Origin of the sequence: Burkholderia lata, assembly GCF_902499335.1 — a bacterium.
GTDB lineage: Bacteria > Pseudomonadota > Gammaproteobacteria > Burkholderiales > Burkholderiaceae > Burkholderia > Burkholderia lata_B.
In genome coordinates this window covers 126,159-145,007 of the sequence record NZ_CABVQK010000003.1, presented here as the reverse complement: position 1 = coordinate 145,007, position 18,849 = coordinate 126,159, and the positions used below count along the sequence as shown (strand labels likewise).

Sequence of the window (18,849 nt, the reverse complement as noted above, 5' to 3'; positions counted from 1 at the left end):
GGGCCCGGCCGTTACCCATCCGCGCACACATGACGGGCTGCCGTCGCGGGTGCTACGCACATGCATGCTGTCCCGCAACCCGGGTTCGGTCGCCATCGTTTCTCTCTTTTGATCTTGTCGAGGTTGGCCGCGGCGGTGTGCGGCAGGATTGTTGTGGTTGGTCGTACAAAGGCGCAGGCAGCGAACAGCCGACGTCGATGTCACATTCAAATGGCCATTGCGGGGCGGCGAGACTACCCGGCCCGGACACCTCTGCTCGCCCCCCGATACAGGCGCTGCAGGCACGCCGCGCAGCGTAATCACGTGTAATCGATTCTCGAAAAAACCGGTCCTATATTGGCGTCACTCTTTCGCCATGCGCCTGACTTCAGGCTGGTCGAACAGAGCCAATCAAGCGCCGGTCATCGTTCGATCAACCTCGAGACTGACGGGGAAGAATTCAACGCACCCGTGCGTACCGTTCGAATGAATCAGGAGAGCATCATGCCAGAATTCTTCATCTGGAAGCCCAACGAAAACCAGACATACAGCACGGCGGACGTGAATGAATCGAGCGCCCCTTCCTTTGACAAGGAAGCCGGCAAATCCTTCTCGATGATCGCTCCCGCCGGAACGTTGACGCTGCTGTCCCGGCAGTCGTCGGTATGGGGCGGAAGTTTCGACAACGACATCCCGCCCGTTGAAATCAATCTTCGTAGCGGTGCCCTCGTGATGCGCGGCAATTCCGGCGATGCGCGCGGCGTCGATTTCACGATGGGCCCGTATCCGCACAAGCTCATCGGTCACCCGTTCGTCAACTTCAGGATCGTCGACGCCGCGTTCGAGGCCAGCCGTTTCGATACGGTGAATGCGGGCGGCCTGGTCCCGCCGTTGCTCGGCATGTATATCGACCTTCTCCTCGATCTGGAACTGGCCGGCGCCAGCCGCTATGACGTCTACTGCCGGTTGTACGCCAGCACCAAGAAGCTGCGTGTCCTGGGCCAGTCCGCGGTGAATGTCCGTGCCGAAGAGATCGTGCTGACATTCAGCGAGTATGCCGTTCTGCCGGCGGCGCTGCCCCGGGTTCCGGGCAACGATTACTCGCTGCACATGGAATCAACGGGCGGCAAGATGGAGATCGCCGAATCGCGTCTCGCGTTCGGAAAGCGTGCGAAGAGCGCGATGACGAGCAAGCAGATTACGTTGCGCAAAAGCGTGCGGGTCTGGGCTCAGGTCGATGCAAATGCGAAGTTCGTCACCGACGCGGTCGAGTTTTACGACAGTGCGTCGACGGCAACGTTTTCCATCTCGCACAACGCCAATGTGGAATTCGATACGTATTCCGGCGGCAAGCCTTTCGATTTCCTGGGTAACAAGACGTATCCCGAGGGGTTGTTCAACTTCCAGTCGACGCCTGAGTCCAAGGCCACGGGCAAGTTCACCCTCTACGGCGCCGGCAGCGCGTTCGACCAGTCGGCGATGCTGCACAAGCAGGTTATCGCCATCGACGGAGTTCCGCAGTCGACCTCCAAACAACTCCGCTTCGATTACGTCCCCTTCGGCAACACGCAGAACATGGTGGTGTCGCTCAAGAAGTGACCGGAAGGGTTCCGTCTTCAGCCTGCGTGTGACGGGTCCGAGCAACGGCCCGTCAGGCTGATACGGCGTTGACCAGGCTGCCCCGCCAATGCAGATGGGTCGGCGGAGCAAGCCCGGGCATCGCGAATATTCAATGACGAACCGCGGCATTCGAAGGGCCGCTTCCTGCATGCGGCACGCATGAGGCACAATACGCAGCTTCAAAAATTCAGCCGCGGTCAAACACATGCGCTTCATCGTCGTTGGAACCAGCGGAGCGGGGAAATCCACCTTTTCCAGCGCACTGGCGGCAGCAGCAGGCTGCCCGTACATCGAGCTGGATCGACTCTACTGGGGCCCCGGCTGGACAGCCGTGCCGCCGGAACAGTTCGAGAGCGCCGTGCTGGCCGCGACGGCCGGCGACCGATGGGTCGCCGACGGGAACTACAGCGCCGTGCGCGACGTGCTCTGGTCGAGAGCCACGCACGTGATCTGGCTGAACTTCGGGCGACGGACGGTGTTCTCCCGGGTGCTCTGGCGCACGTTGAGCCGAGGGCTCATGCGCACCGAGCTTTCGCACGGAAACCGTGAATCGCTGCGGATGGCATTCTCCCGGGAGTCGGTGCTGCTGTGGTCATACACCACGTTCGCCAAGAATCGTGTCAAGTTCGCCGGCCTGCGTGACGACCCGAAATTCGCGCATCTGCACTGGGTTGAAATCACCAGCCCGTCGCGCACCCGCGCAGTCATCGACATGCTGGCCCGCGCCGGCGGTTGAGCTTGCGCCAACGGCGCATCACTTCACGGCCGCATTCCCGCCGTCGGCGAACAGGGCCGAGCCCGTAACGAAACTGGCCATCGGGCTCGCCAGGAACAGCGCCGCGGACGCGATCTCGTCGGGGCTGGCGATACGCTTCATCGCGTGGAGCCCGGCTGCCCATTCCTTCTGCTCCCGGTCTCCACCCATCGCGGTATCCACGCCGCCCGGCAACAGTGCGTTTGCCCGAATCCCCCGTGCCGCATAGTCCGCGGTGATTCCCTTCACCAATCCCATCAAGCCGGCCTTGGACGCGCCATACGCGGCCATGCCGGGAAGACCGACGCTGGTTCCGACGAAGCTGGACGTGAAGACGATCGAACCGCCTCCGCGTTCAAGCATCACGGGAATCTGGTTGCTCGCTCCCAGGAAGGCCGCCGTCAGGTTGGTCGACAGCGTCTGCTGCCAATCGTCGAGCGAAATGTCGGCGAGCGGCTTGAGCGGCCCGACCGTTCCTGCGTTGTTGATCGCGATGTCGAGGCCGCCGAACTCGCGCAAGGCCGTCTCGACGAGCCTCCGATGCGTATCGACGTGATCGACGTCGCCGGCGCATGCGCACGCCTGCCCGCCCTGACGACGGATCTCGTCGACAACCTGATTCAGGGTGGCTTCGCTTCGCGCGCCCAATACGACTGATGCGCCGTGCGCCGCGAACATCAGCGCGATCGCGCGGCCGATGCCGGTAGAGGCGCCGGTGATGATGGCTACTTTCCCTTCGAGTAAGGTCATTGTCTTTACATCCCGTGAGTGAGGTTCGTCACGGCAATGTAGGCGACCCTACGCAGGCAGACACTCCGTTTCTTGCGCTTGAAGTCCTGCGCAACGACAAAGCGCGCGCCGGGTTGCGGGTGGCAGGAACTGGCGCATGTCGCGCACTGCAACAATCCGCACTCGACGGCAATCACCAGCCCTTCGCGCACGCACGCCAGCGGTTGGGCGCGGCGCGACACGTACCCGCGTCAGTCGTCGAAGGTCTCGCGATATTCCGGCGCGGCATCCGCGCGCGTGTTCAGTTCGAACATCACGCCGCCCGGTGCGCGGCAGAAGAAGCGCGAACCACGCCCGTTGTTGAAGATGTCCGTCTCCATTGCGACGCCCTCCGCCGTGAATCGCTCGAACAACGTGCGCACGGCATCGAGGCTCGGCAGTTCGAAGCCGACGTGGAAATTCGTCGGCCACGCGGGCACGCCGTCGCCGACGTGATCGATCACGACGTCGAAGCCCGGGCGCTTGAGGATCCAGGATTTGTCCCAGCTTCCCGCGATCGTGAAGCCGAGGTATCGCTCGAAGAATCGGGCCGTCGCCAGCGTGTCGGCCGAGGGGAAGCTCAGGTGGTTGAGCTTCATCGTTTGTGTCGTTTCGGTCATTGTCGTGCTCTCTGATGCGGTGATCGGCGGTGGCCCCATGCCTTCCCGCCCGACGACTTCAGAATACGAGCCGGTGCTCGCATTCGACAACTCGCATTGGACGCACGTTTCGACAGCGCGCGAACCCGCGTGAAACCGAGGATCGGGGCGCGGGTGTGTTCGCCGCGGATCGCGCTACTCGCATTCGTGCCGGGATTTGCCCGATCGACAGGTTCGGGTTCAAGTGAACGCGCGAAGCGTCCCAAAAGCAATTTTCGCTATCGCTTGTCGGCCCCGGCGATTGCAGCGGTCATTCGATTTTCTACCTGTACAAGTGGAACCATCGTTGACAGCGACATGCCGCATGCCGCCCTACGTCTTCGCCGCTTCGTAAACCTTCGTCTTCGGATTGAACCGGTATTCGACGACATCCGTGGCGCCGTAGGTCTTCTTCTGACCGGCGTTGTCGATGCCCGTCCCCTTCATCGCCACACGAAGACGCGGCCAATCGCGGCCCACGGCCGGCAGGAAGGTCAGGGTCGACGAGCCGGTCACGCACGGGACGTGATTGCCGGTGCCGTCGGCATCGCATGCCGCGCCGTTGTCGTTACCGCGAAACACATTGCCGGCATAAGTCCAGTCAGTATCGTCAGGATTGCTTGTCGCATTGGTGCGCTGATAGACGAACATGCTGAACGACTTGATCCGGGTACCGGAGGCCAGATACCAGGTCGGGACCGCCAGCACGATCTGCCCGTTCGGTGTCGTCATACTCACTGCGGGCTCCTTGTCGTCGATCGTGTCGGCCTTCTCGTAGCCGCCAAACTCGCCGATGGAGCGCTCCGACCCGACCATGTTCCAGCCGGCCACGCCGCCGTCCGTGGTCCATTCGAACGTTGCTTCGGTGATCGTCACCCTGGCGTCGGGCGCCGGGGCCGCGGTTTTCTCCTGTTCGGCGTACTTGTTCGGCGTGTCGTAAGCGAAACCGGTGAAGAAGTGGTTGCCGTTCAGATCGAACGCGTGGCCGTACCAGTAAGAGGCCTGGCTTCCATTGGCGATCTCCATCGTGTCCTCGCCATGCGCGTCCTTCTGGTAAATGGCCTCGAGTACCTGGCCGGGCCTCGGCGGCACGGGTGCCGGGCGCTTCTCGCTACCGTCGCCCTGTGCGGCAACGGCGTGTGCCGAGGAAGCGGCCGCAGACTGCGCATTCGACGCGGAATCGGTGTGCCCGGAATGGTCCCCGCATGCCGAGACCAGAAGCGAAACGACGGACAGCCACGCAAACTTCCCGATCATCTGCCTTTCCCCCAGTGTGCGGTTCCATGATGCGTCGTTATGTGACCCGATGCCCATCCAACGGGGTGCACTAACGGATATCGCCGGTCGATACCGATTGCCCGGCTGATCGATTCAGGCGACGGCTATTTTCTTGAACAAATGGAGCGGATTGTCCGGGTGCTCAGCGGTACCGGTAGCCGTGACCGGCCGGAAACGCCGACGGCATGACGGCCGGTGCCGCGCAGGCAGGCAGCCGAATTTGACGCGGCAACGCAAAGCGCTGCGCAGGAAGCATCTTGTTGACGGGTTTCATCGTTTTCATTGGTCGTTGTCGGCGCCAATACGGGATTGGAAGACGTGCTCGGACACGCTCAACGCGGGTTGCATTGCGCCAGCTGACGATTATCACCACTATCGGCGAATAAATCATCCATCGACTGCATCGACGGGCGTCGTTTCTCGCGAAGCACTGTCGACTGCCGACGGCATCGCGTGAAATGCGCACGCCCCTGGCGCAGGCCATGCGCCTTCTTTCATGCGGATGACACATGCCATCGGGGCACAAGCCATGCTCTCATGACAGGCCCGGCGCAACCATATCGATCTTTGCGACGCATCAAGCGCCAATGGCCCGGGGTCGACAAATCCACCCCGGGCCACGGATTTTCCGCCGGTGCCGGGCATCACAACCGCTGCCCGGCACGACCGGTCGATCAATGCCGCGCGAACGACGTCAGAACTGGTAACCGGCGCCCACCACCGCGCCGAAGTCCGAACGCGTGTTGCCCGTCACCGACGCCTTGACGACCCAGCGGTTGCTTTCCGTCACGTACGAGTACCCGGCGGCGAAACCCTGCTGGCCGTGATAGTTCGACGTAGCCGCCGAGACCATCGAGCGGCCCGCGCCCGTCGGTTGCGGCAGGCCGGCCACGGCCATTGCCGATGCCACGCCGCCGTACATGTCCTTCTTCAGGTCGTTGAACGAGTTGTACACCTGGCCGATGCGCTGGTCGGTGTAGCCCTTCGCCTGATTCGACGCGGCCGACAGGTTGTCGTTCAGCTGCTGCACGTTCACCGCATCGGTCGGCGCCGTGCCGGCCGCGACGTTCGTGACCTGGCGCTCGCTGCCCTTCGCGCCGACCGAGAACGAATTGTCGCGATCGGCGACGGAGCCCTGGCCGACCGCCACCGCGTTCTTGCCGGTTGCGGTTGCCGTCGACCCGATCGAACCCGCATCGGCACGCACGATCCACGTGGTGTTCGCATCGGTCGCCGCCGCGCGGATCTGGTCGTTGGCCGCCGCGTTCTTCAGCGCGCTATTGAACTGACCCATGTTGACCGCGTCGTTGTTGTTCACGCCCGCCGCGACACCGGTCAGCACGCGGTCGCCCGCCGTGCCGGAGAAGTTCACACTGGTGCCTCCGGTGTCCTTCCCGACCGTGATCGCGCCGTTCGGATCCTGCTGCTGCACGAGGCCGGCGTTGCCGTTGGCGATGTTGGTCACGTTCCCCTGCAGGTTCGTGATATCGGTCGTGTTCTTCGCAACCTGCTGATTGGTCGCGTAGAGCTGCGAGCCGTTCACCGCGTCCGTGCTGGTTGCGCTGAGCGTGCCTGCCTGCACGTTGGTGATGCGCGTGCCGCCGGCGCCGCCGAGCGTGATCGAGCTCTTCGAGCTGTCGTCGTACTGCACCGCGAGCGCGCCGAGCTGGTTGAGACTCGACTGCACGCCCTTCAGCTGCTTCACGTTCACCGCGTCCGTATCGGCAGTGCCCGCGGCGACGTTCTTCAGCACGACGGCCGCATTCGCGTCACCGCCGATCAGCGATACCGAGTTCATCCGGTTGCCGTTCGCGTCGACGTCGTACTTGACGACGTTCTTCACGGCCTCGCCCGCCTGATTGGACACCTGCGTGATCTGCTGTTCGAGCGACGATTTCACGCCCGACAACTGGCCGCCGTTCACCGCGTCCGTGCTGCCTGCGGCGATGTTGCCGTCGGCCACGTTCGTCAGCTTCGTCGGTGCACCGCCGCGCGCCGCGTTGTATGCGCCGGCCTTCGGGTCGAACTGCAGCGCGTCCTGCTGCAGCCCGGCGATCGCGGCCGTGTTGCCGGCGATGTTCGTTTCGGCGTTGCCGATGCGCGTTTCGTGATTCTCGAGCGTCGTCGTGTTGCTGCCGACACGGCCGTCGAGGTTCGTGAGCGCGTCGCCGACGTTGTTGAACGAACCGCCGCCGACTTTATAGGCCGGCGCGCTGATCGAGCCGTCCGGATTCGCCGTTGCGCCGCCGCCCAGCGCGGCCGCCGTGCCGTCGGTCGCGCGGCGCAGTTGCGCGCCGTTCACCGCGTCCGTGCTGCCGGCCGCGACGTTGCCTTCCGCGATATTGGTCAGTCGCACCGGGCTCCCGCCGTTCCCGGCGCCGAGCGAAACCTGCTTCTTGCTCGCGTCGTCGTATTTCACGGCGAGCGCATCGAGCTGGCTCGTGCCGTCCTGAATCGCCGCGTTCAACTGGTCGACGTTGACCGCGTCCGTTCCGTTCTTGCCGGCCGCGACATTGCCGATGCGTTGCGGACCTTTGCCGCCGTGGCTCGCATCGTAGGTGCCGAGATTCGCGTTCCACTGGAGCGCGTCCTGCTGAAGCGCCGCGATGTTGCCCGTATTCGTCGTCACCTGGTTACCGAGCGTCGTCACGTTGTTGCTGACGGTCGTGATCGACTGGTTCAGCGTGTCGGTTGCCTTGCCGAGCTGGCCGACGTTCACCGCGTCGCTCGCGGCAATGCCGTCCGCCACGTTGTGCAGGCCGACCGGCGACTGCGCGCCCTTGCCGCCGAGCGTCACGCCGCTGTGCACGTCATCGTCGTACTGCACGGCGTTCTTCGTCGCGTTGCCGATCTGGTTGTTGATCGACGTGCTCAGGTTGCCGAGCGTCGTGTTGATGTTGTTCGTCACGCTCGTGCTGAGCGACGACAGGCCGCCGTTCAGTTGCCCGACGTTCACCGCGTCGGTGTTCGCGACACCGGCGGCGACATTGTGCAGCGTCGTGCCGTTCGTGCCGGCGAACGTCACCGAGTCGAACCCGCTCTGGCCGTCGTACTTCACGTTGCGTGCGTCCGCTGCCTGCAGGTTGCTGATGTTGGTGGTCGCCGTGCTCAGCGATGCATTGATGCCGGTGACGTTGCCCTGCAGGTTCGTGATGTTCGACGCCGCCGTGGAGATGGACGATTGCAGCGGCGCGATGCTGCCCGTCAGCTGACCGACGTTGACCGCATCGGTGTTGGCGACGCCGGCCGCGACGTTGCCGATGCGTTGCGGACCGTTGCCGCCGTGGCTCGCATCGTACGCGCCGAGGTTCGCGTTCCACAGAAGCGCATCCTGCTGGAGCGCCGCGATGTTGCCCGTATTCGTCGTCACCTGGTTACCGAGCGTCGTCACGTTGTTGCCGACATTCGTAATCGACTGGTTGAGCGTGTCGGTTGCCTTGCCGAGCTGGCCGACGTTCACGGCGTCGCTCGCGGCAATGCCGTCCGCCACGTTGTGCAGGCCGACCGGCGACTGCGCGCCCTTGCCGCCGAGCGTCACGCCGCTGTGTGCGTCATCGTCGTACTGCACGGCGTTCTTCGTCGCGTTGCCGATCTGGTTGGTGACCGATGTGCTCAGGTTGCCGAGCGTCGTGCTGAGGTTGTTCGTCACGCTCGTGCTGAGCGACGACAGGCCACCGTTCAGCTGACCGACGTTGACTGCGTCCGTATTCGCGACACCCGCTGCGACGTTGTGCAGCGTCGTGCCGTTCGTGCCGGCGAACGTCACCGAGTCGAATCCGCTCTGGCCGTCATACTTCACGTTGCGTGCATCGGCCGCCTGCAGGTTGCCGATGTTCGTGGTCGCCGTGCTCAGCGACGTGTTGATGCCGGTTACGCTGGTTTGCAGGTTCGTGATGTTCGACGCCGCCGTCGAGATGGACGTCTGCAGCGGTGCGATGCTGCCCTTCAGCTGACCGACGTTGACCGCATCGGTGTTGGCGACACCCGCCGCGACGCCGCTGATCGTCGTGCCGTTGCCGCCGTCGAGCGCGATCGCCGCATGCGAATCGTCGGTGTATTTCACGACGTTCTTCGTCGCCGTCACGATGCCGGTGCTGAGGCTGTTGCCCACGCTGGTCACACGCGCGTCGACGTTGGCAATGCTCGTGGTGAGCGTGCCGTTCACGTTCTTCAGCTGCTGGACGTTGACGGCATCCGTATCGGCCGCACCCGCCGCGACGTTCTTGAGCTGGCGCTCGTTGCCGATTGCGCCGAACGACACCGCGCCACCAACCGGCGCGGCCGTGCCGCCGAACACCGGTGTGCCGCCATTGTTCGCACCAACGCTGCCCGAGCCGATCGCCACCTGGTTGTTGTCGTTCGTCTGCGCGCCTGCGCCGATCGCCACGGATTGCGTGCCGCCGGCGCGCGTTTGGGTGGCCGCATCATACGACGCGCCGGCCGACACGCCGTCGCTCGACGTCGGGTTCGCGCCGCCGATCGCGACCGAACGATCACCGCTTGCCAGCGCCGAGTGACCGAGTGCGATCGAGCTCGTGCCGCGTGCGTCCGCGACGTTGCCGAGTGCCATCGAGAAGTCGCCGAGCGCGGCCGACTGGCGGCCGATGGCGAGCGCCGTATTGCCTTGCGCGACGGCCACCGTGCCGATCGCCGTGGCCGAGTTAGCCAGCGCCTGCGCGCCGACGCCGACAGCAATCGAACCGCCGCTGCTGGTGCCGCCCTTGCTGGCCGCATTCGACTGGTCGCCGATCGCGATACCGCTGGTACCGGCCCTGGCATTCGTTCCCATCGTGACGTTCGTCGTGCTCACCGCCACGTAACTCCCGCTCTTGGTCGATACGCACAGCGGGTTCGTCCCATCGATGCACTGACCGCTCAGCGCGTTGTCCGGGTTGCCTCGATCGACGAAGTTGTCCGCATGCGCGGCCCCGGCGATAAAGACACCTGCACCCGTGAACATGGCGGCGGCAAGTGCCGAAATCTGCTTCCTCTTCATGGTCTTCTGCTCCGTTTTATAGCGTTTGGTTTGAATACGGACTACTTACGTTTATTGAAGACTTCAGCTGCGATTACGATTGCGACTTCAGTGCGGAACCCGATGCCCATGCCCGGCTCGAGCGTGCCGAAGGCGACACGCATCGTCCGCCCGTAGCGACGGGACGTTCGAAAACCCGGGCACGCCGTTTCTGTTACGGCCCGTTCCGTTAATCCAGGTAATACATTAGGAATGCATATTGTGTTGTATGGGCGAATTCGCCCAGCGACTGAATCCGGAGATTCAACCCGCTTTTATGGACACCCCTGATTTGATGCCGCGCTGACCGCGACCAACCCCGCTTCTTTTATTTCATCCACGGCAACCGGATTGTCGCCTGCGCACAACGGACATGCGTTCGGATGCACATCAATCGATGCCTCGGATCCGAATCGCACAACGTCCGTCGCAACCCGCCGTGCCTTGTGTTGCTCGGTGCAACCCTGCGTTCAAAGTTCGGACGAATTATGGGACACGATCTAAAATTATTGAAGGTGACATTCTTTATAGATTGTAAAATTCAATATATTCAATAACTTGCGTTAAAAATGCTCATCTCGCAAACGATTTCGCGCCGCCAAAATTAATCTGGATGTTTTGTGGAGCGGATAAACTATTTGCCAAAGCGGATTAAAAATAAATTCCAGCAAAAAGTTTTCGACGAAAAATTTCCGAGCCGCGCGATTGCACGTGCGGTGCCAATGAAAATGGCGGAATTGGACAGGCATCAGCATGCCGCGCCGCAAACGCAAATCACAATACCCGATGAAGAATCAGAAAAGCGGAATGAAGCGAATAGAGTCAACGCGTCTGGCGAGAATCTAAATATGCCCCTACAATTCGGCTCGCATCGATACCGGCAGCCGCGTGCTTTTCGGCGCACGACGACGGCAATGCACCGAATCTTTACCCACTCAGCGATCAAAACAACCCGTGCGGGGAATTACGCCGGCCGGTTGTCCGTCGGGTAGTGGGCGAAATCCGAATATCGATGCGCTTGTACGTCGCCATAGAGCAGCTTCCGACGATTGATCCGAACCGGGCCGGCCACCCGCAGGAACGCAGCCAGCAGCCATTCCAGAACAGGTGCACGATGCATCCATCGATCTCCGCATTGGGCGATGCCCATATCCTGATCGTCGACGATCAGCCCGACCAGCTTCGCTTGCTGATCGACATCCTGCGCGGCACGGGGTGCCGGATCAGCATTGCATCCGACGGGCTGCAGGCGTGCCAGCGCGCGCAGGCGCTCATGCCCGACCTGATCCTGATGGATGTCCGCATGCCGCGCATGGACGGCTTCACCGCGTGCCGGCTGCTTGCCGCCGATCCGCTGACGTGCACGATTCCGGTCATCTTCCTGACCGTGGCCGGCGCATTGCACGAGCGCCTCGAGGGGTTCGAAATCGGCTGTGTCGACTATGTGGTGAAGCCGTTCGAGCCGGCCGAAGTGCTCGCGCGGATTCGCGTGCAGCTCGCGCGGGAGAAGCGCGACCGGCCCGTCGACACGGAAAGCCCGTTCGTGGCCGGCAAGGACGACGACATCATCGTGCGCGCGGCCATCCGCCATCTGGCGCGGACGCTGAACGACCCGCCGACGGTGGAACAACTGGCTCGCGCGGTCGGCACGCATGAAAAGCGGCTCTCACGTGCGTTTCGCGACAATCTCGGCCAGACGGTGTTCGAGTATCTGCGGCACGAGCGGCTGCGGATCGCGCAGGATCTGCTGGATTCGACATCGCTCAGCATTGCCAGCATCGCGAAGGAAATCGGCTTTTCCACACCGGCGAATTTCGCGACCGCATTCCGCGAACGTTTCGGCCTCACGCCGACCGAGTGGCGGCGCCAGCGCCACGCCGGCGAACGTGCCGTGCGTCGGGAGCCGCAACGCGACGCTTAGGACGCGTTTCGCGCGTTCACGATCACCAGTTGTATTTCGCGGTGGCCAGCACGGTCCGCTCGTTGCCGAACACGCAGACGGCGTACGACTGGCAGCCGCTGACATAACTCCGGTCGAACAGGTTCGCGACGTTCAGCGCGAACCGCCAGTGCGGCATTTCGTAGTGCAGCGCCAGGTCGACCAGCGTCACGCTCGGTACCGTCAGCGAGTTGTCCGGCGCGCCGGCCGACGCACTCTGGTAGCGCACGCCGCCGCCGATCCCGAGGCCCGACAGCGCACCCGTGCGCCAGGTCCAGTCGGCCCACATCGACGCCATCTGCCGCGGCAGCGGCACGGCCACCGGCCAGTGGTTCAGCGACGCGTCGTTCGCCTGCACGTTCTTGACGTCCTGATAGACATACGACGCGACGACCGACAACTCGCGGCTGACCTTGCCGACCGCGCTCAGCTCGATCCCGCGCGAGCGCACCTTGCCGGTCTGCACGGACGTCGTGCCCGTCGGGTCGAGATTCACCGGCGTCGGCGTCGCGACGTTGGTCTGGTCGATCTGGTAGACGGCCGCGGTCAGCATCAGGTTCCTGCCGGGCGGCTGCCAGCGCAACCCGGCTTCCGTCTGCTTGCCGCGCGTCGGTTTAGGCAAGCCGCCGCCGTACACCCTCACGCCGATGACGGGATCGAACGACGTCGAATAGCTCACGTACGGCGACAGCCCGGCGTCCCCCTGATAGGTGAGCCCGACGCGGCCGGAGAACGCACTGACGTCCTGCTGCACCTGCGTGCCGGCCGTCCGGTCGTCGAATCTCGCATTGACGAAATCCTCGCGGCCGCCGAGCGTCAGCGTCCAGCGCTTCCAGCGGATCTGGTCCTGCGCGTACACGCCGAACCCGTTCATCGCCGTGTACTGGTCGACGTGACCAAGCGACGTCGGGCCGGAGAAAATCGCGGCCGTGACGGGCCGGTAGACGGGGTGATACAGGTTGAGCGACGGCGCGATCGCAAGCCACACGCTGTTGGTCGTCGTCTGCCGGTCATATTGCGCGCCGAGCAGCAGCGTGTGTTCGAGCGGCCCCGTGCCGAAGCGCGCCTGCGCGTGGTTGTCGATATCGAGCCGGCTGTAGTTGAGCTGGAACAGCCCCGCATACCGCATCATGTTGGTGGTGCTGCGGGGCACCAGGCCGATGCCGAACACCGTCGCGTCGTCGAGCGACAGGTGCGACCAGCGCACGTCCTGGTGCAGCGACCAGATTGCATTCACGCGGTGCTCCAGCGTGTAGCCGACCGACCATTGCTTCTTCCGGTAGTCGTTGAACCCGGGGGCGCCCATGTAGATGTCCTGCGACAGGCGGCCGTTCGGGTTCGGCAACACCGTGCCCGACGCGGGCAGGAAGTTCGACGAGATATCGCCGCTGTCCTGCAGGAATGTCGCCGAGACCGTCAGCGACGTGTCGGCGTTCGGCCGCCATCGGAACGACGGCGCCAGCGCGACACGCCGGTCGCCGTTCGGGCCGGTTACCGCGTTGCCGTCCCGCGCCACGCCGACGAAGCGGTACGCATATCGGCCGTCCGGATCGAGCGCGTCGCCGACATCGACCATGAACTGCTTGCGCGCGTCATTGCCGAGCTGCACGCCGGCTTCGCGGACGCGTTCGCCGTCGGCGAGCTTCGTGTGCGCGTCGACGATCGCGCCGGGCTCCCCCGCGCCGTACAGCACCGACGTCGGCCCGCGCAGCACGGCGATCGAGTCGATCGTGTACGGGTCGACGCGCCAGTTCGCGATTACGGCCGTATTCGGCGCTGCCACGCCGTCGACGTACAGCGTCGGCGTGAAGCCGCGCAGCGCCGCATACCAGTCGGTGCGGCTGTCGGCGCCGAACGTCGCGAATCCCGGCACGTAGCGCAGTGCCTGGTTCAGATCGGTCGCGCCCGTCATCTCGATCTGCTGCGCGGTCACGAGATTGATCGTTTGCGGAATCTCGGCCACCGGCGTGTCGGTCTTCGTGCCGGCCGTGGAACGCAGCCCGACGAGCCCGCTCGACGCGCCGTCGGCCTTCCCTGTCACGTCGATTGCCGGCAGCACGGCCGCCGCCGCGCCGGCCGGCGGCGTGGCTGCCGCACCCGACGCCTGCGCGTGTGCGCCGCCCGTTGCCGCCACGTACAACGCGCCCCCGGCAGCGATCGCCCTCGCGCGTCGCGCCGCACCCGTCCCCGTTACCATCGTTCCATGCTCCGTCGTGCTGGTGGCCGATTCGGCCTGATCGCGGCGCGACGCGCCGTCGGCGTCCGCCCTGTGTTGTCATGCTTGCGATGCTGGTTGCGCGCGAGTCGGCATGCTCCGCCAATGGCGTCGTTCGCGAGCGCAGCGATGATACCGGGCGAACGTGGCGAGGTCTTTAAAAAAGTGCGTCGGTGTTCGCCGCGTGGAAGGCGGGGGCCGGCTCGGGATCGATCCATACGGCTGCTGCCGGGCAAGGCGGATGAAAGACGGGGGCGCTAGACTGCGTGCGCCCCATGAGCGGCCACGAGGCTGCTCGACTCTGCGCATATCGCCGGGATTCGTCGTGCTTTGCCGGCCGCGCACGTCCAGCGTCGCGATGTTGCCCGCTCCAGGGGGCTTTGCCACACTACCGTCACCACCGAGGACCGTATGCGCCGCATGTCGACTCGACCGCTGTTCGCCGCGTGGCTCGTCGTGAGCGCGCTCTTCGCCGTCGTGCCGCCGGCCCGCGCCTGCGACATCCCGGCGGCCGTCACGACGATCGATCCGCCCGGCTACTATGACGACGCCGCGGGCTATGCGCGCGCCGTGAAGCCGATGCGCGATTTCATTTCACGGCTCAATGCGTCGGCGGACCACGGGGACTGGTCGTGTGCGGCGAGCCTGCTGGAAAGCTGGGCAAGGGCCGACGCGCTGATGGGCCGGATCTCCGGATACCAGGGCTACTACGAGCGTTCTTGGGCCGGCACCGACTTCGCGATGGTGATCCTGCGCATGCCGCGCGACGTGCGCGAAGCCAACCGCGCGCGGTTCGACGCGATCGATCCATGGCTCGAACGCATCGCGATCGCCACCCGCGATGCGGAGGCGATCAACCATCTGCACAACAACCTCGTGTACTGGGCCGGACTCGACCTGATCGCCATCGGCACCGTGACCGGCAACACGAGCCTCGTCGACTCGGGGCTGCTGCGGGTACGCGAAGGCATCCGCGACATCGGGCCCGACGGGTCGCTCGCGCGCGAAGTCAAACGCGGCAACCGCGCGCTGCACTATCACACGTTCGCGCTGCTCCCGCTCGTGTTCGCGGCGGAACTCGTGCAGCGGCGCCATATCGATCTCTACCGGGAAAACGACGGCGCGATCGGCCGCCTCGCGAATCTCGTCATCAACGCGGTGGAGAACCCCGCGAGCTTCACGGCCATCACGCCGGTCAGGCAGGAACTGTTCCCGTGGACGTTCCGCGATGAACTGAGCTGGGTCGAGCCGTACTACGCGCGCTTTCACGATAGCCGCTTGCCGGCGATCATCGCGCCGCGCCGCCCGTTCAGTGAATGGCGGCTCGGCGACGACGTGACGGCGGTCTGGGGTGCGCCGCTGCCATAAGCCCGGTCACCCGCGCACGCGGCGCATCCTGAGCGCCGCCGTATCGTCGGCCGGCAGCTTCTCGCGAACATGTTGCAGCCGCAGCGGCCGCACGAACCCCATCGGACATTCAATCGCGGCTGTCCGGATCGCCTGCGAGCCGCTGGTTCAGCACGCGCGCGTCCGCCTGCCGGTCCAGCGACAGGCATACGTCGCCCAGGGCTTCGACCTGCGCAGGGCCGAGCGCCATGCCCGCCAGCTCACGAAATTTTGCCAGCAGCGCGGCGTCGGAGAGCGGGTTGCGCGGATCGCCGAGCGCGATCGGCACGTGCCGTGATTCCCGCATTCCGTCCGCGCGATACAGGGTGACCGTCGGCTCGTCGAGATCGCCGAGTGCGGGATCGACGTCGACCTCGATGCGCGCGAGCAGCGCGGTGACGCGCGGATCGGTGCGCCGGTCGTCGCGATAGACGCCGAGCCCCGTGTCGCCGAACGCGAGTGCCGCCGCCACCGCATACGGCAGGCTCATTTGCGCGGATGACAGCGTCGACAGGTCGCGGCCGCCGCACATCCGTGCCACGAACGCGCTCGCCCGCACGACCACCCGCTCGATCTCGCCCGCGTCGAACGTGCGTCCGTCCGCAAGCTGCAGCGCCGCGTCGACGGCCGCATGCGCACTGCGGCACGATGCATGCGGCTTGATCGAGCAGCGCATCAGCTTCCAGTGCTCACCCAGGCCGTCGGTCAACGCGTCGGGCACACGGGACTGCGCGGCGAACGTGTTGAGGAAGCCGCCCCATACGTCGTCGAACACGCGGGCGGGACCGCTTACGCCTTCGCGCGCGAGCAGCGCCGCAAGCACGCCGCCTTCCGCCGCGCGCCCGGCGTGCAACCGCTTCGTCTGCGATCCGTCGTGAATGAAGCTCCACAGCCCGCCGGAAAAGCTCGCCGCATGACCGAGCGCATCGCGCGTGCGTGCGGCGTCGAGCCCGAGCACGCGCGCGCTGGCGGCCGCCGCGCCGAACACGCCGCAACTGAGCGTCGAGTGCCAGCCCGCGCCGTTGTGAACCGAGTAGCCGCCGGCTGCTTCGAGTACGCGCCGGCCGACGTCGTAGCCGAGCACGATCGCCGCCACGCATTCCCGGCCCGTCACGGGACGGCCGGCACACGACAACGCGGCGAGCACGGCAGGCAGAACGACCGCGCCGGAATGATCGCAGCCGCCGGAATCGTCAAGTTCGAGCGCATGCGCGGCAATGCCGTTGACGAACGCCGCGTCGCGCGCGCCGGCGGTCCGGCGCGTGCCCCAGAGCGATGCGCCGCCGTGCGCGGTGTCGCCGGTCAGCGCGCGGGCGCTGCGCGTCTCGACGGCCGACGTGCCGGCCAGCGCGGCACCGAATGTGTCGAGCACGTGACGCCTGGCCTTCGCGACGACCTCCTCCGGCAACGCGTCGGCGGCCGTCTGCGCGACGAACGCCGCGAGCCGCGTCGCGCGTGTTTGTGCATCCGTCGTCATCTCGCCGACTCCTCTGCCACGCAGTGCGCGAACACGTCGACCGGATGGCCCGGTTCATTGACGGGCGCCTGGGTGCGCCACCAGCGCGCGATCTCGCACCCGGTGGCAAACCACACGTCGCCCGCGTCGCGCAGGTGAGCCAGCAACGCCCGCAGCAGATCGATGCGCGCCGGCGTGCCGATAATCTCGGGATGCAGGCGCAGCACGCAGCACAGCCCGAAGCGCCGGAACCCGTCGACGTCGCGCAGCCAGTTGTCGAGCACGTCGCGATAGGCCGCGATACGAGGCTGGCCGGCAGGCACGGGCGGCGACAGGTTGAACGCGAAGTACGGCTCGTCGTCGAGTTCGTCGTGGAGCGGCAGTTCGACGAGCCGCGCACCTTCCGTGCCGCCGTCGCCGCGCGGATGCACGTACGGCCGATCGTCGCCGCGCCACGACGACGACCACGTGAAGCCTTCCGCGACGAGAAAATCCACGAAACCGTCGGCCCAGTTGCCGGTGAACGAGCGAAACCCTTCCACGTCGCGGCCGGTCGCGTCCGCCAGTGCGGCACGCCCGGCGCGGCACGCACCGATCTGCGCGGCGAGCGGCAGCACATCAAAATCCTCGCAGCGATAACCGCTCACGCCGAGCTCGTGGCCGGCCGCCGCGATCTCGCGCACCGCGGCCCCGTGGGTTTCGGCGACGACGCCGGGCACGAACCAGCTCGCCGGTACGCCGAACGCGTCGAATGCCGCGAGCAACCGGTCGACGCCTCGGGTCGCGCCGTAGCGCCACACCGACAGCGATTTCTCGCGGCCGACGATGCGCGGCTCGCGGGTCTGGATGCCATGAATGTCGTTGAAGTCGACCGTGATCGCGACCGCGCAGCGCGCGCTGCCCGGCCATGCAGGAAATATCGTCACGCGTTGCTCCGTTGCGTCGGTTGTGCATCTCGCGCGGCCTGCGCGAGCCACCAGTCGGCTACTTCGCGGCAGCGCGCGAACCATACGCCATCCCGTGCGCGCATGTGCGCGAACCACGCCTCCAGTAGCGCGATGCGCCCCGGCTTGCCGCAGACCTTCGGATGCAGCAGCGTCGTCAGGCACAGCCCTTCGCGGTACACGCCGTCGAATTCGCGCGTCCAGTTGTCGAGTGTCGCGCCGTAACCGGCGATCCGGTCGAGCCCGGCCGGATAGTCGGGGTTGCGGTGATACGCGAGCGACGCGTAATCGTCGGTCTCCCAGCGGCCCGGAATCTCGACGAGCGGCGGCGCGCCGTCCGTGCCGTGCAGCAGGTACGGCCGGTCGTCGCCGCGCATCGAACTCGAATAGCGCACGCCCGCCTCGCGCAGCACGGCCACGGTCGCGTCGCTCCAGTCGCCGGACGGCGTGCGAAACCCGACCGGCCGCACGCCGAGCGTGCGCGCGAAGACGTCGGCCGACTGCGCCATGATTTCGCGCTGCCGCTCGGGCTCGAGCGTCCAGAAGGCTTCGTGCCGATAGCCGTGATAGCCGATTTCGTGGCCGCGCTCGACGATCGCCGCGCATTGCGCGGGCCACGTCTGCGCGATCCACGCGGGCACGAAGAACGTCGCGGGCAGGTCGAACGACGCGAGCATGTCGAGCAACCGGCCGAGCGCGCGCCACGGCCCGTAGCTGCCGAGCGTGAAATACGCGGGGTTGTGCCAGATCGACCCGTTCAGCATCGCGTCGCCGGTCGGGCCGTCGAGATCGAACGCGAGCGCGACGCATGCGCGCTTCGCGTCCGGCCAGCGGGGAGCGAGGTCCGTCATCTCGCGC

The 18,849-nt window shown here is 65.5% G+C and carries 13 protein-coding genes; 4 read left to right on the top strand and 9 right to left on the bottom strand.

Annotated features, from left to right (window positions below):
* The first annotated feature begins 483 nt into the window (after positions 1 to 483).
* Together BCO18175_RS08395 and BCO18175_RS08390 are read left to right on the top strand one after the other, a co-directional pair.
* A complete protein-coding gene (locus BCO18175_RS08395) occupies positions 484 to 1,578 on the top strand; it encodes a hypothetical protein (protein WP_174980223.1) in 1,095 nt (364 codons plus the stop codon).
* A 226-nt stretch (positions 1,579 to 1,804) separates the two neighbouring features.
* Positions 1,805 to 2,335, top strand: coding sequence for a toxin (locus BCO18175_RS08390; protein ID WP_174980222.1), 531 nt, complete (start codon positions 1,805 to 1,807; stop codon positions 2,333 to 2,335).
* Between the two features lie 18 nt (positions 2,336 to 2,353).
* Here BCO18175_RS08390 and BCO18175_RS08385 read toward each other — a convergent pair whose 3' ends face one another.
* The 5 genes from BCO18175_RS08385 to BCO18175_RS08365 form a co-directional block, all read right to left on the bottom strand.
* A complete protein-coding gene (locus BCO18175_RS08385; protein ID WP_174980221.1) occupies positions 2,354 to 3,103 on the bottom strand; it encodes an SDR family oxidoreductase in 750 nt (249 codons plus the stop codon).
* A 230-nt stretch (positions 3,104 to 3,333) separates the two neighbouring features.
* Complete coding sequence (locus BCO18175_RS08380; RefSeq protein WP_174980220.1) at positions 3,334 to 3,741, bottom strand: VOC family protein; 408 nt, start codon at positions 3,739 to 3,741, stop codon at positions 3,334 to 3,336.
* A 351-nt stretch (positions 3,742 to 4,092) separates the two neighbouring features.
* On the bottom strand, positions 4,093 to 5,016 hold the full coding sequence (locus BCO18175_RS08375; protein WP_174980219.1) for a hypothetical protein: 924 nt from the start codon (positions 5,014 to 5,016) through the stop codon (positions 4,093 to 4,095).
* Positions 5,017 to 5,731: 715 nt separating this feature from the next.
* The gene (locus BCO18175_RS08370; protein ID WP_174980218.1) at positions 5,732 to 10,033 is read right to left on the bottom strand and encodes a YadA-like family protein; all 4,302 of its coding nucleotides are present in this window, start codon (positions 10,031 to 10,033) and stop codon (positions 5,732 to 5,734) included.
* A 982-nt stretch (positions 10,034 to 11,015) separates the two neighbouring features.
* Positions 11,016 to 11,171: a hypothetical protein gene (locus BCO18175_RS08365; protein WP_174980217.1), complete on the bottom strand. Its 156-nt coding sequence runs from the start codon at positions 11,169 to 11,171 to the stop codon at positions 11,016 to 11,018.
* On the opposite strand from BCO18175_RS08365, the gene BCO18175_RS08360 reads away from it, so the two are divergent.
* The gene (locus BCO18175_RS08360) at positions 11,166 to 11,972 is read left to right on the top strand and encodes a response regulator transcription factor (RefSeq protein ID WP_174980216.1); all 807 of its coding nucleotides are present in this window, start codon (positions 11,166 to 11,168) and stop codon (positions 11,970 to 11,972) included. The genes BCO18175_RS08365 and BCO18175_RS08360 overlap by 6 nt on opposite strands.
* A 22-nt stretch (positions 11,973 to 11,994) precedes the next feature.
* On the opposite strand, the gene BCO18175_RS08355 is transcribed toward BCO18175_RS08360, so the two are convergent.
* Complete coding sequence (locus tag BCO18175_RS08355; protein ID WP_174980215.1) at positions 11,995 to 14,187, bottom strand: TonB-dependent siderophore receptor; 2,193 nt, start codon at positions 14,185 to 14,187, stop codon at positions 11,995 to 11,997.
* Positions 14,188 to 14,625: 438 nt separating this feature from the next.
* On the opposite strand from BCO18175_RS08355, the gene BCO18175_RS08350 reads away from it, so the two are divergent.
* Complete coding sequence (locus BCO18175_RS08350) at positions 14,626 to 15,573, top strand: mannuronate-specific alginate lyase (RefSeq protein WP_254607994.1); 948 nt, start codon at positions 14,626 to 14,628, stop codon at positions 15,571 to 15,573.
* Between the two features lie 109 nt (positions 15,574 to 15,682).
* Here the strand turns inward: BCO18175_RS08350 and BCO18175_RS08345 are convergent, their stop codons facing one another.
* Genes BCO18175_RS08345 through BCO18175_RS08335 form a run of 3 tightly spaced genes read right to left on the bottom strand, consistent with a single transcriptional unit; the run spans position 15,683 to position 18,842 of the window.
* On the bottom strand, positions 15,683 to 17,068 hold the full coding sequence (locus BCO18175_RS08345) for an MmgE/PrpD family protein (protein WP_174980213.1): 1,386 nt from the start codon (positions 17,066 to 17,068) through the stop codon (positions 15,683 to 15,685).
* Complete coding sequence (locus BCO18175_RS08340) at positions 17,065 to 17,973, bottom strand: polysaccharide deacetylase family protein (protein ID WP_254607993.1); 909 nt, start codon at positions 17,971 to 17,973, stop codon at positions 17,065 to 17,067. The genes BCO18175_RS08345 and BCO18175_RS08340 overlap by 4 nt, the downstream gene beginning before the upstream one ends.
* On the bottom strand, positions 17,970 to 18,842 hold the full coding sequence (locus BCO18175_RS08335; RefSeq protein ID WP_174980211.1) for a polysaccharide deacetylase family protein: 873 nt from the start codon (positions 18,840 to 18,842) through the stop codon (positions 17,970 to 17,972). Before BCO18175_RS08335 ends, BCO18175_RS08340 begins: the two co-directional genes overlap by 4 nt.
* Positions 18,843 to 18,849 lie beyond the last annotated feature (7 nt).